This is a genomic window from Brevundimonas aurantiaca, assembly GCF_014199955.1.
Classification (GTDB): Bacteria; Pseudomonadota; Alphaproteobacteria; order Caulobacterales; family Caulobacteraceae; genus Brevundimonas; species Brevundimonas aurantiaca.
This window is the reverse complement of sequence record NZ_JACHOQ010000004.1, coordinates 150141-162165: the sequence shown is the minus strand read 5'-3', so window position 1 is coordinate 162165 and position 12025 is coordinate 150141. Positions and strand designations below refer to the sequence as shown.

Sequence of the window (12025 nt, the reverse complement as noted above, 5' to 3'; positions counted from 1 at the left end):
TCCGAGACCATCCGCCGTATTGCCTGACGCCCCGCGCCGGATCATAGACGCGGCCGTGCCCCCCTCCGCCCCCTCGTCCGCGCGCCGTTATGATCTGGACTGGATCCGGGTGGGGGCGTTCGGCCTGCTGATCCTCTATCACGTGGGCCTGGTCTATGGGGTCTACGGCTGGCACGTGCACAGCGTCCACACCTTCGAGTGGATGCGCGAAGCCATACTGATCACCAATCCGTGGCGGCTGACCCTGCTGTTTCTGGTGTCGGGCGCGGCCCTGCGGTTCATGACCTTCCGACGCACGCCGCGCCAGGTGGCCCGGGCGCGGTTCGAACGCCTGGTTCCGCCGCTTCTGTTCGGGGCCGTGGTCCTGGTGCCGATCCAGTCCTGGATCGAGGCCATGGACAAGGCCGGCTGGCCAGGCGGCCTGGCCGGCTACGCCGCCTGGATGGCGCACGAGTTCAGCTTCAGCGGCCTGGCCGACGGCGTGCCGGTCAACCATCTGTGGTTCATCGTCTATATCGCCGCCTATAGCGTCGTCACCATACTGCTGTGGCGACGGCCGGGCCTGATCGACCGGATCGGCGGGTGGCTGGAGAAGTCTCTGGCCGGGCCGCGCCTCCTGACCCTGCCGATCCTCTATCTGATCGCCATCCGCATCCTGCTGTTCCCTTGGTTCGGGGTGACCAATGTCCTGCACTGGGACTGGTACAATCACGCCCTGTCCCTGGCGGCCTTCATCTTCGGCTTCAGCATCGTGGGGCGAGAGAGCATCTGGCGCGACATGGAGCGGTATCGCTGGGTCGCCCTGGGCCTGGCGGCGGTCGCCCTGCCGATCATGATGGCCCAGGTCTGGCACCCCGGCGGCCGGGCCTTCTGGGGCGTGCCCAAGGCCATGGTCTACGGCCTGGACCAGTGGGCGACGATCGTCGCCATCCTGGGTTTCGGCAGCCGGCATCTGCGGTCACGCGGCGGGCCGGTTCTGACCTATCTGACCGAGGCGACCTTCCCCCTCTATCTGGCGCACCAGACCATCCTGGTGGCGGCGGTCTGGATCATTCGTCCTGCCCATCTGCCGGCGGGGCTGGAGGCCCTGTCCCTGCTCCTGATCACCTTCCTGGGTAGTTTCGCCGTCTATGAGGTCGTAAAGCGCATCCCCGCCATCCGCCCCTTATGGGGTCTGAAGCCCGCCGGCGGACGGCCCTGGCCGCTGGATCTGGAGGCCTTGCGACATCCCGCCGCCCGTTATCACCGCCGTCGTCGCCTGCTGGCCGTCGGGATCGCCGCGCCGCTTCTGGCCCTGACGGTGGTGGCGGCCGCCATCGCCGCCTATCCCGGCTTCGACAACGCCACCCAGTATCTGAGCGAGCTGGGCGGTTCGACGGCCCAGGCCCCGATCATCTTCAACGGCGGCGTCTTCATCGCCGGCATAATGGCGGGCGTGGCGGGGATCGGCTTCGGCCTGGCCGTCTACGCCCTGACGGAGAAGCGGATCGCGGGCGCCGTGATCGCGGCGGTCTTCGTCCTGGCCGGGGCGGGCATGTCGGCCTCGACCCTCTACCCCTGGCCGGACCCGCGCCACATGATCATCAACCTGGCCCTGGGCATTCAGCTGGCGCCGGTGCTGCTGCTCTGGGGTCTTGCGTCGCGCCGGGATCTGCCCCGGCTCAAAATCTTCCTGACCGCCATCTTTGTCATCATGGCGTGTCTGACCGTTGTTACAAAACACATGATCTTTCCCGGCACGGTCAACGACGCCAACGTCGGCTGGTGGGAGCGGGCCTATGCCCTGGTGCTGGTCGGCTGGGTCGGCGTCGCCGCCTGGCTGCTGGATCGCAAGTTGTTGCAGGAAGCGATAAAATCCCCGTCTGGCGGGTCCGTCGCCCAGGTCGCGGCGGCGGGTGAGTAAAAAAACCCCGAATTTTTCGCCCCTATCAACATTGCGTGATTGAAAATCGCGCGAATGTGATCGACTATAGGGATCGTGCTGCGATGCAGCGCGCACCGTCTTCCTGCCTTCGGAAGCGCGGATGGTCAACACGGGGGCGTCCAGAGCGGCATGAACAAGCTGGCGATCCGGCCTGTCGAACAGGCTGAAATCGAGACGAAGAACCCGGCGCCCCAGGGCCCGGCCTGGTCCTGGCTGCCCGACGAGGCGCCGCTGGCCATGCCGGTTCAGTCCCTGAGCGCGCCCGAGGCCGTCGCCGAGGCCGTTCCCGCCACCTCCCCGCGCACGGTCGGCCTGCGCCGGCTGATGCTGCTGGCCGGCACCCTGGTCCTGACCGGCCTGTCCGCCATCGCTCCCTTCTATCTCTACGCCCGCAAGGGCTGGGACGGGACCGAGATCCTGGCCTTCGGCATCTTCATGGTGCTGATCACCGCCATCTCCTGCTGGTTCGTCAGCGGCCTGATGGGCCTGTTCGTCATGCTGCGCGGCAAGGATCAGGCCGACCTGGCCTTCGCCCCCCATCCGGCCCTGCCCCGCACCCGCACGGCCCTGCTGATGCCGCTGTACAATGAGGACGCCCGCGCCTCCTTCGCCCGCCTGGCGATGATCGACGCCTCGCTGACCCGCCTGGGCGCCGCCTCGGCCTTCGACATCTTCGTGCTGAGCGACTCGACCAAGGAAGAGGCCGCCGCCGATGAGCGTTCGGTCTTCCAGGCCTTCCGCCAGACCGCCGGCTGCAAGACCTTCTATCGTCGCCGCACCGAGAACAGCGAGCGCAAGGCCGGCAATCTGGCCGAATGGGTCCGTCGTTTCGGCGGCGCCTATGAGAACATGATCGTCCTGGACGCCGACAGCACCATGGCCGGCGAGACCCTGCTGCGCATGGTCGACGCCATGGAGCGCAATCCCGGCGTCGGCCTGATCCAGACCGCCCCGGTCATCATCAAGGCCCGCACCATCTTCGCCCGCGTGTCGCAGTATTCGGTGCGCCTGTACGGCCGCGTCGCCGCGGCGGGCCTGGCCTACTGGACCGGTTCGGAATCCAGCTACTGGGGCCACAACGCCATCATCCGCACGCGCGCCTTCGCCGCCTGCTGCGGCCTGCCCCATCTGAAGGGCAGGAAGCCCTTCGGCGGCCATATCATGAGCCACGACGTGGTCGAGGCCGCCCTGATGCGCCGCGCCGGCTGGGCCGTCCACGTCAGCGCCGCCCTGGAAGGGTCGTGGGAAGAGACCCCGCCGTCGATCACCGACTTCATCCGCCGCGATCACCGCTGGTTCCAGGGCAATCTGCAGCACCTGGGCCTGATCGGCGCCAAGGGCCTGTCGCCGATGAGCCGCCTGCAGCTGGCCATGGGCTGCATGGCCTATCTGTCCTCGCCCCTCTGGATGGCGTCCCTGATGGTCGGCCTGTTCATCCAGATGTTCTATCCGGTCGACTGGACCAGCTTCTTCTACATCCTGAACCCGCAGTTCACCCCCTTCATGCTGGCCTCCTTCCTGTCCGGCGTCCTGCTGATCGGGCCCAAGTTCATGGGCGCCGCCCTGGTGCTCAGCCGCCCGGCCGAGCGGCGCGCCTTCGGCGGACGCCGCGCCATCGCCAAGGGCATGGCGGCCGAGATCGCCCTGTCGGCCATCCTGGCCCCCATTCTGATGGTCGCCAACACCAAGGCCTTCATTCAGATCCTGTCCGGCCACGACACCGGATGGACCACCCAGCAGCGCGAGGCCGACGGCCTGGCCTGGTCCGACGCCTTCCGCGCCATGCGCTGGCAGATGATCGCCGGCGTCGGCTTCATCGCGCCCCTGTGCGTCCGCCCCGACTTGGCCACCTGGTTCGCCCCGATCGTCCTGCCCCTGCTGCTGGCTGCACCGATCGCGGTCTGGACCTCGCGCGTCCGCTCGGGCGACGCCCTGGCGAAGAAGGGCTTCCTGGTCACCCCGGCCCAGGACGGCGTCAGCGTCAATCCGTCGGTCCTGCACACGCCGCGTTCGCCCCTGCGCGCGGTGGCCGGCGGCGTCCTGGCCCCGGTCGCAGCCCCCGCCATGGTCCCGGCCCGCGCCCCGGAGCTGTAAGCCCCGCTCTATCCGCCCGACCGATGCAGGACGGCCACAGAACCGTCACAACCGCTACAGCCCCGCTCGACGCAGGGCCCGGTCTTGATCATCTTCAGTCATCAGCTCTGCTGAGGACCGATTCCATGACCAAGAAGACCAGCGCCGATTCCAAGCCCGAACTCCGCATCGTCGGGACTGAGGCGGCCGTCTATGACCTGATGCGCGCGCCCGAGACGACGGCTGAGCGGGTCAAACGCCTTCAGATGGAGGCGCACGCCCTGGCCCTGGAAGAGATCGACCAGTTCGAGAAACTGCTCAGCCAAGCCGCGCAAAAGGCCAAGGACATCGCCTCGGGCGGCGACGCCTATCCGGTCGGCGTTCGCGAGATCGCCACGCGCCTGGCCGCCGACCTGCCGACCCGGGCCGAGACCATACGCACGATCGTGGGCCGCCTGGGCTGACCCCAGGGGGTCCGGCCCTCAGGCAAGGACGTCGTCATAGTCCGGGTGTCGCTTGTGCCAGGCCACGGCGTAGCTGCATTGCGGGAACAGTTTCAGCCCGTGTTCGCGTGCATGTTCGGCCATCGCCTGCATGAAGCGCCCGGCGGCGCCCGAGCCGCGCAGGCTCTGGTCCGCCTCGACGTGCAGGATCATCCGCGCCCCGCCGCGCACGGCGTAGTCGGCCCAGACCCGTCCCTCGCCGCCCTCGCCGTCGAACATCTGTTCAAAGCGGTTGTCGTCCCTGGCGTCGGTGAACGGTCCCATGCTCAACTCCTTTTACGCTTCAACAGCCTGGGAGAAGGGACGTTCCATCGGCGCCGACGCCTCAGATCGGCTTGTCCTGCAACAGATTGATCAGGCCCAGCACGCTCTTCACCGTGAACCAGACACTGAGCAGGAACCAGATCAGCAGGAACAGCAGCAGGAAGGGAATGCCGATCAGCACCACCGAGGCCAGGGCGCTGACGAAGATGCCGACCCAGGCGGCGATGGTCCACCAGAAGACCGACCAGAAGAGGCGGATCTGGGCGTCGATATGTTGCCGGGCCACGCCCGCGGCCGTGCTGCGCGTCACATAGGCCACCACCAGCCCGACCAGGACCAGCACATTGGCGCTGGGGATGGACAGGATGAACAGGGCCCAGGCGATCAGGGCGCCGACCTTGCCTTCCGGCTCCTGGCCGGGGGTGAAATTGGGTTCGGTCGTCATGGTCGTCCTTTCAGAACAGCCAGCTGCGCGGATTGTCGATCGGCCGCCCGGCCTTCAGACGCATCACGCCGAAGACGCCGCGCGCCAAGATCCACAGGGCCGACAGGAACAGGACGAAGACCCCGATATTGACGATCACCAGCAGGCCGCCCAGCACCACCGCGACGGCGGCGATCCACAGGGTGCGCCGCTGATACAGGAAGTGGCCGGCGGCCAGACGCTCCTGCGGGCCTTCGCGCCCGGTCACGGCCACCAGGGCCAGAAGCGCCGAAACCCCCAGGGTCGGCACGGCCAGAAGGATCAGCACATAGACGGCGTAAAGGCTCATCGGCGCGGCCGGCTGTTCCTTTCGGCGGCCCAGACTGTCGCGCAGGGCGTCCACCGGGCCGGGCCGGGCCGACCGTTCGAAGGGCCCCGGCTGGGCGGGGGCGGGCGCCGTAACGGGCTGGGGCTGGGGCTCGGGCGGATCGAACAGATCGGCTTCGCGCTCAGGGGCCGGCGTCACGGTTTCGGCCCTGGTCGGCGCAGCCGGCGTCGCCTCCGGCTCTCGGTGCCGCCCCGCCAGCGAAGCCGCCGAGACGAAGCCGACCAGGGCGTCGTGATCCTGATCGTCGGACGCGGCCTGGGGCTGTGCGGACTCTGAGCCTTGCGGATCGCCGGGTTCGGCCATGGACAGGATACGCTTCTCTCGCGCCGCCGAGACGGCTGGACTGTTAAGGACAATGGCCGCCCAGGCGGGCGGACGCAACCTATCGCGCCAGAACGATCTCGCATCCCGGCGCGATCACGGCCGAAAGGGCGCCGGGCTTTTCGATCCGCACCGTGGCCCGCATCACCCGCCGGTCGTCCAGACAGGCCCGCGCCAGCCGGTCGGCGAAGGTCTCGACCAGTCCCACATGGCCCTCGGCGGCGATGGCGCGCGCGGTCTCGGCGACGGTCTCATAGTTGATGGTGTCGCCCAGCCGCTCGATGGGCCGGGGCTCCAGCTCCAGGGTCACGTCGATGACCAGGGTCTGAAGCCGCCCCTGTTCGTGGTCATAGACCCCGATCCCCGCCTGAACCTCCAGCCCGCGCACGAAGACGCTCAGCCGCTCGCAGCGCAGCGGTTCGTCCGCCGGAAACGGCGACACCGACGACGACTGAACCACGCGACCTACTCCTGGATGTCCGGGGTGCGCCAGGCCAGATGCTGGCCCCCATCGACGGCGATCATCTGGCCCGTCACCATTCGCGCGTCAATGAGCCACAGCACGGCCTCGGCCACCGCTTCCGGGCTGCCGGGCGTCTGCAACAGGGTGGCGCGCGCCTCGGCGGCGAATTCTTCGGGCGTCTGATGGATCGACGGCAGGGTCGGCCCCGGCCCCACGCCGTTGACCCGAATGCCCGGCGCCAGGGCCTGGGCCAGGGTCTGGGTCGCCCACCACAGCCCATTTCGCGACAGGCTGTAGGAGAAGAAGCGCGGATCGGGCTTCAGCACCTTCTGGTCCAGCAGATTGACGATCGCCCCCTCCACCGTCTGGGCGGCGAAGGCCTCGGCCAGAACGATCGGCGCCCGCAGATTGGTCTCCAGATGCTTGTCCCAGCTGTCGCGCGTCAGGCCGCCGATCCGGTCGTCCTCGAACACCGAGGCGTTGTTGACCAGCGCCGTGACCGGCCCCAGGGCCTCGGCCGCCGCCGGGACCAGGGCGCGCACCCGCGCCTCGTCCGTCAGATCGGCCTGCAACAGACAGGCGCGCCGCCCCAGGCCGCCGATCGCCTCGGCCAAGTCCCGCGCCGCCTCGCCCGAGGCGTGATGATGGATCGCCACATCGAACCCGGCCCTGGCCAGGGTCAGACAGATGGCCCGCCCGATCCGCCGCGCCCCGCCCGTGACCAGGGCGACGCCCCGCGCCGCAGAAGCGCCCGAAGCCGCCGGGACTTCAGTCAACCCGACCGAACTCGACCAGGTTCATAAGGGCCACGACGGCGATGAAGCCGAAGATGATGCCGAGAGCCAGCATGGTGATCCTCCTGTTTCCCCAAGGCTTAGAGGCAGGCGGGGCGCGGTTCAAGCGCGGATGGGGGAGAGTTTGGAGCGCAAGTTGACTCGTTGCGGAAGTCAGACGAGACCGGTTCCGGGAGGTTGGCAGAGCCGAGGGGACGCTCGAGCGCAGGAAACCTGTGGTGAATAGGGGCGGTTAAGCGGCGGTCCCCCGCACGTAACAGCCCCATCGGCCAGTGATCAAGCTAGTCAGAACCGTGATCGTTGACGGCTCGCGCAAACTGGGCTCCTCGTGTCAAACTTGCAGCAGCTCTCTGACCGCCTCACATGAGCCAAACCGCCCATTTCCTCGTCGATCCACGACTGACTGCCCTGCTTGGCGAGACCTATAGATCGAGCGAAGTCGCTCTCAAGGAGCTGGTTGACAACGCTTGGGATGCTGACGCGCGATACGTACGCATCACACTACCAGCGCCCCTAAGTTCTGAACCTGTTGTTGTGCAGGATGACGGCACGGGCATGACCGCTGGCGAACTGCGTGGCGAGTACCTGAAAATCGCGAGCGACAAGCGCACCAGAACAGGCGAACGCACCCGCGCGCTTGGGCGCAAGGTCAAAGGACGCAAGGGAATTGGTAAGTTCGCAGGCCTCACCCTTGCCAACGAGATGACTATTGAGACAGTCGCGCGAGGCAAGCGCGCAAGCTTGACGGTGAGTCGCGAAGAATTGGTTAGCCTAGAGCTAGACCTAGAGGCCGTACCGCTGCGCTTTGAAGAGCAGGACGCGCCAGACGCCCCATCAGGTACGACCGTGTACTTGCGTCAGCTCAAGACTTCTCTCAATTTCCCAACGCCAGACCGCTTGCGCGAGGTCTTGATATTTGAATACGGCCGCGAGGACAACTTCACAGTTTTCGTGAATGGAGTTCAGCTGTCCATCGACGACATTAGGGGCGTCAGCACGTCCACTGAGACCGATCTTGATTGCAGCGGACCCGTAGCACTTAGCTTCACGATTGCAGAAGGGAAAGCTCCTCGCGCACCGGGTATAATTGTTAAGGTGAACGGGAAATCCGTTGGCCGACCACAGTTCTTTGGGCTAGACGAGGACGAAGAGGTCCCAAACAAACTATTGAAGCGCGTCTATGGCGAAATCAACATCGACGGCGTGGAAGACCAGGTTACGGCAGACTGGGGCGCTTTGCTCGAAAACAGCAAAGTCACGGAAGCTGTTACGGCATTCGTAGCCGAGAAGGTTAAGGCCGGGCTTAGAGGCGCTCACGCGTCGATGATGAACATGCAGAAGGCGCGGCTGCAGTTGCAGATCAACCGACGCCTAGCTGAGCTTCCCGAACATCGACGCGAGTTCGCTCGCAAGGCGCTGGAGCAGCTGCTGCTTCGCTATTATGAAGAAAGCACAGAACGCGTCGAGGTGATCGTAGAAGTCGCATTGGACGCGATGGAACACGATGCATATTGGGCTGTGCTGGAGAGCATCCGGGCCGCTAGCGACGTTGATGTGCACGCTCTATCTCAGTCTCTGAACCAGTTCGGCCTTGTTGAGCTGGCCGCGATTGCTGCGCAAGCTGCGCGTCGAGGCACCTTTTTGGACTACCTCGACAAGCTGATCGATGACCCAAGCACGACTGAGCAGCAGGTTCACAAGGCCTTAGAAACCAATCTTTGGGTCCTAGGTAGGACCTATGCGCTATTAGCCTCGAATGTAACTCTTAGCACTCTCGTTCAAAAGCTCTGCGATGATCGGCAATTTGCATCAGAGAGGCCAGATTTGTTGCTGACGGAGGCGCACGATGGTCGATACCTTCTTATTGAATTGAAGCGGCCATCATTGGCCATAAATCGAGACCACATCACGCAAGCAGAAAAGTACAGAGACTATCTTATGCCTCGACTGCCGCTATCGCGATTTGATGTGCTCATGATTGGAAAGTCTCGGGTAAACACAATTGACCCTCATAGCCTGCCAAGCCACATCACCATCCAGTCGTATGCGGGCATACTGGCGGGTGCTCGCAATGAGATGCAATGGATTATGCGATCTCTCGCTGCCGCATGATTTAAGCGGCGAACAACTTAGCGTAAACGTCCGCTCCTGGCGCCAGTCAGACGCCAAGCCACTGCAGTCCGCCGGGAAGGTCGCCGAGGGCATAGTCCACTTGTAGAACTCGGCGGTGCGTCGCAGCAGACGCTCTGTCGGACGCATGCAGGATTGGCGTGGCATAGGTCCAGATGTCTCCCACGTCAGCAAGACAGATGGCGACGCCGCACCTTGCAACCACCTCTGGAACATCAGACTCGGGGATTCTTCCAAAGCGGTGCGACCCCGGCGCGATAAGCAACGGAGCGTTGGACTGAGGTACAGGGTCGAGGTGGGCGCGCAGCGTGAGCATGCTGGCCAGCAGCTCAAATGGCGGCGCGACGTGCAGGGCGCCATGCTTGCGCGTCCAAGGCCCGAAGCCTTCAACTTCTTTTCGTTCACGCACTGCAATCACGCGGTCTTGGTGCCAAGCCAATGACCAGTTCGCGGACGCTGTCTTGTCGAAGAGGATCGCCCGCACCGGCCGCGCCATCCCACCCAGATTTCGTGCAGCAATGGATCCGATCGGACCGTTGGCGGCGAGGAAACTCACCAGCCCGTCAACATCGAATAGCCTGACGCCAGCAACGTCTCGCGGCTGGCCGGCGAGCACCTGTTCCAAAGTAGCGAGTGCGGAGCTGTCGAGCGCCTTTGGCGCTAGCTCAGCGCCGTCTCGTCCGAGTTCAAGCTGGGCAATCGGGGCAGGCATGCTGCTGTTTACCCCCAACAGATCACGCACTCAACGAAAGTCGGCTTCCAGGCCTGGTCCGGGTGTCCGGAACTGGCGCAATGCAGCCCTGCTTCCTTTTTAAAGTAAGCCAACATCGCTCCCCCCACCGCCCCGAACGACCGACATCCCCATGACCTGGCGCATCCACGTCGAACCCTTCACCCGTCCCCTCTTCTTCGCCTGGTCGCGCCTCACGCGCGGCAAGACCCTGGGCGTGCGGGCCGTGGCGACGGACGCCGGGGGGCGGGTGCTGCTGGTGCGGCACACCTATCTGAAGGGCTGGTGGCTGCCGGGGGGCGGGGTGGATCGGGGCGAGACGACGCAGGCCGCCGTGGTGCGCGAACTGCGTGAGGAGGCCGGGCTGATCGCGCGGTCGGCGCCGCGCCTGGTGTCGATCCATTCCAATGAGCGGTTCTTTCCCGGCGATCACGTCGCCGTCTTCATCATCGACGCCTTCGATCCGGGCGAACCGACCAGCCGCGGCGAGATCGCCGAGGTCGGCTGGTTCTCTCCCGCCGCCCTGCCCGCCGACGTCAATCGGGGCTGTCGCGCGCGGCTGGCCGAAATCTTCGACGGCGCCCCGGTTTCCGACCTCTGGTGAGACGGAAATGATCCGCTGATCCGTTTCAGAACGGCCAAGCCTGTTCGGAAAGGATCCTTCTATGCCCGTCTCCCGTCGCCTGGCCCTGATGGGGCTGGCCCTCGGCGCCCTCTTGCCCAATGCCGCTCTGGCCCAATCGCGCGGAGATCGGCGGCGCCGTCGAACGGGGCCGCCCGCGGCGACCCCGGCGCCGTCCCAGACCGTCGCCTTCGGCCCCGATCCGCTTCAGGCCTATGACCTCTATGCCGACCGGGGCGCAGGACCGGTCCTGATGTTCGTCCACGGCGGCGGTTGGTCGCGAGGCGAGCGGACGCGGGTCAATGAGCTGCCGGCCTATGCCCGCCGCCACGGCCTGACCCTGGCCTCGACCGGCTATCGACTGGCGCCCGCCGTCAGCGCCCGCGAGTCGGCCATGGACGTCGCCGCCGCCGTGGCAGACCTGAAACGCCGCCTGCCCGGCCGGCCGCTCTATCTGATGGGCCATTCGGCCGGCGCCCATCTGGCCGCCCTGGTCGGAATCGACCCCGACTATCTGGGCGCGTTCGGGCTGAGGCCGTCGGATCTGGCGGGGGTGATCCTGCTGGACGGCGCCGGCTATGACGCCACGGCGCCGCGCGGGGACGGCCGCATCGACCAGTGGCTGGGCCAGACCTATGACCAGGCCTTCGGCGACCAGGCCGCCGCCCTATCGCCCACCCTGCGCGTCCGCCCCGGCGTCGCCTATCCGCCCTTCTTGATCTTCCACGTCGCCCGGCGTCAGGATTCGGCCGTCCAGAGCCGGGGCCTGGCCGAGGCCCTGACCCGCGCCGGCGGCCGCGCCGAGGTCGTTCCCGCCCCCGACGACAGCCATATGACGATCAATCGCGGCTTCGGCGTCGCCGGCGATCCGGAGGGCGAACGCGCCGCCCGCTTCATCTCGGGCTAACAAAAGGCCGGCGACGTGCTAGCCAGGGGCCATGAACCCGTCGCTGCTCGCCATCCTCGTCGTCGTTCTGGCCGGGGGCGCCACCGCCCTTCAGGCGCCGACCAACGCCAAGCTGGCGACCGCCGTGGCCTCGCCGGTCAATGCGGCCTTCATCTCCTTCGCCGTGGGCACGACGGTGCTGGGCATCCTCGCCGCCCTGATGCAGACCCGGCCCGACATGGCGGCCGCCCGCGCCCTGCCCTGGTACGCCTGGCTGGGCGGGGCCTACGGCGCCTGTTTCGTGGTGGCGGCCGCCTGGGGGGTGCCGCGCCTGGGGGTGGCCATGACCATCACCTTGATGGTCGGGGGCCAACTGCTGCTCAGCCTGATCCTGGATCATTTCGGCGCCCTGGGCGTGCCGCGCCAGCCGCTGAACCTGGGCCGGATCGCCGGGGTGGGCCTGGTTCTGGCCGGCGTCCTTCTGGTTCGCCGGTCGTAAACCC

General features: G+C 66.5%; 13 protein-coding genes. 7 read left to right on the top strand and 6 right to left on the bottom strand.

All coding sequences use genetic code 11. The features are described 5' to 3' along the window. Positions 1–55: 55 nt before the first annotated feature. The 3 genes from GGQ93_RS10770 to GGQ93_RS10760 all read left to right on the top strand — a co-directional run bounded on the left by GGQ93_RS10770 (position 56) and on the right by GGQ93_RS10760 (position 4461). Entirely contained in the window at positions 56–1903 is a 1848-nt protein-coding gene (locus GGQ93_RS10770) for an acyltransferase family protein (protein WP_224764359.1), read from the top strand. Between the two features lie 150 nt (positions 1904–2053). After that, the gene (gene mdoH / locus GGQ93_RS10765) at positions 2054–4018 is read left to right on the top strand and encodes a glucans biosynthesis glucosyltransferase MdoH (protein WP_183216923.1); all 1965 of its coding nucleotides are present in this window, start codon (positions 2054–2056) and stop codon (positions 4016–4018) included. 125 nt (positions 4019–4143) lie between these two features. Continuing rightward, positions 4144–4461 (top strand): hypothetical protein, encoded by a 318-nt coding sequence (locus GGQ93_RS10760; protein ID WP_182713972.1) that lies wholly within the window; start codon positions 4144–4146, stop codon positions 4459–4461. An 18-nt stretch (positions 4462–4479) separates the two neighbouring features. Here GGQ93_RS10760 and GGQ93_RS10755 read toward each other — a convergent pair whose 3' ends face one another. From GGQ93_RS10755 to GGQ93_RS10735, 5 genes are all read right to left on the bottom strand, one after another. Further along, positions 4480–4764 (bottom strand): GNAT family N-acetyltransferase, encoded by a 285-nt coding sequence (locus GGQ93_RS10755; protein WP_182713973.1) that lies wholly within the window; start codon positions 4762–4764, stop codon positions 4480–4482. 61 nt (positions 4765–4825) lie between these two features. Beyond that, complete coding sequence (locus GGQ93_RS10750; RefSeq protein ID WP_183216921.1) at positions 4826–5209, bottom strand: hypothetical protein; 384 nt, start codon at positions 5207–5209, stop codon at positions 4826–4828. Between the two features lie 10 nt (positions 5210–5219). Then, positions 5220–5957, bottom strand: coding sequence for a hypothetical protein (locus tag GGQ93_RS10745; protein WP_260171201.1), 738 nt, complete (start codon positions 5955–5957; stop codon positions 5220–5222). A 1-nt stretch (position 5958) separates the two neighbouring features. Further along, positions 5959–6357 carry a dihydroneopterin aldolase gene (folB, locus tag GGQ93_RS10740; protein ID WP_183216919.1) on the bottom strand — a complete coding sequence of 133 codons (399 nt, stop codon included), beginning with the start codon at positions 6355–6357 and terminating at the stop codon, positions 5959–5961. Positions 6358–6362: 5 nt separating this feature from the next. Further along, positions 6363–7136 carry an SDR family oxidoreductase gene (locus GGQ93_RS10735; RefSeq protein WP_183216917.1) on the bottom strand — a complete coding sequence of 258 codons (774 nt, stop codon included), beginning with the start codon at positions 7134–7136 and terminating at the stop codon, positions 6363–6365. Between the two features lie 381 nt (positions 7137–7517). Between GGQ93_RS10735 and GGQ93_RS10730 the strand changes: the two genes are divergently transcribed. Continuing rightward, on the top strand, positions 7518–9266 hold the full coding sequence (locus GGQ93_RS10730) for an ATP-binding protein (protein WP_183216915.1): 1749 nt from the start codon (positions 7518–7520) through the stop codon (positions 9264–9266). Between the two features lie 46 nt (positions 9267–9312). Here GGQ93_RS10730 and GGQ93_RS10725 read toward each other — a convergent pair whose 3' ends face one another. Beyond that, a complete protein-coding gene (locus GGQ93_RS10725; protein ID WP_221233666.1) occupies positions 9313–10026 on the bottom strand; it encodes a phytanoyl-CoA dioxygenase family protein in 714 nt (237 codons plus the stop codon). A gap of 121 nt (positions 10027–10147) precedes the next feature. Here GGQ93_RS10725 and GGQ93_RS10720 point away from each other — a divergent pair, with 121 nt between their 5' ends. The 3 genes from GGQ93_RS10720 (at position 10148) to GGQ93_RS10710 (ending at position 12021) form a co-directional block, all read left to right on the top strand. After that, on the top strand, positions 10148–10618 hold the full coding sequence (locus GGQ93_RS10720; RefSeq protein WP_183216914.1) for an NUDIX domain-containing protein: 471 nt from the start codon (positions 10148–10150) through the stop codon (positions 10616–10618). Positions 10619–10679: 61 nt separating this feature from the next. Next, complete coding sequence (locus tag GGQ93_RS10715; RefSeq protein WP_183216912.1) at positions 10680–11543, top strand: alpha/beta hydrolase; 864 nt, start codon at positions 10680–10682, stop codon at positions 11541–11543. 31 nt (positions 11544–11574) lie between these two features. Next, entirely contained in the window at positions 11575–12021 is a 447-nt protein-coding gene (locus tag GGQ93_RS10710) for a DMT family transporter (RefSeq protein WP_183216910.1), read from the top strand. The last annotated feature ends 4 nt before the right edge of the window (positions 12022–12025 follow it).